Here is a 276-nt window from a genome sequence, read left to right as displayed (position 1 = left end):
CTTCATCTTGCCGATAATCTGCAATGCGGGAGACAAGGGATGATCGATGACAGGCCCCTTAGCGGGGGGCGCTGGCGGCAGTTCGTCCATAGCTAGGCCCGCGGCAACGCGGACAGCCAAGTCGTTGTCAATATGGCGCAAGTGTCCTACCACAGCCTGCCGCACGTGCTCGGTGTCGACCTTGGATAATTCGAAGACGAGGGCGGACACGATGTGCGTTTGCTCGAAGGCCGTCTGGCTCAGGAAGAACAGGCGGGCCTGGCTGTAGTGGTCGGC

The 276-nt window shown here is 60.9% G+C and carries 1 protein-coding gene; it reads right to left on the bottom strand.

Going from position 1 to position 276, the window contains the following annotated elements; translation table 11 throughout:
• Window positions 1-276, bottom strand: a 276-nt coding sequence (locus tag VI08_RS20545; RefSeq protein ID WP_045831511.1) for a catalase-related domain-containing protein, incomplete at both ends; no start/stop codon positions are given.

The organism is Luteibacter yeojuensis (assembly GCF_000964085.1).
GTDB lineage: Bacteria > Pseudomonadota > Gammaproteobacteria > Xanthomonadales > Rhodanobacteraceae > Luteibacter > Luteibacter yeojuensis_A.
The sequence above is the reverse complement of the archived record's forward strand: the minus strand, read 5'-3'. Positions and strand labels throughout refer to the sequence as shown.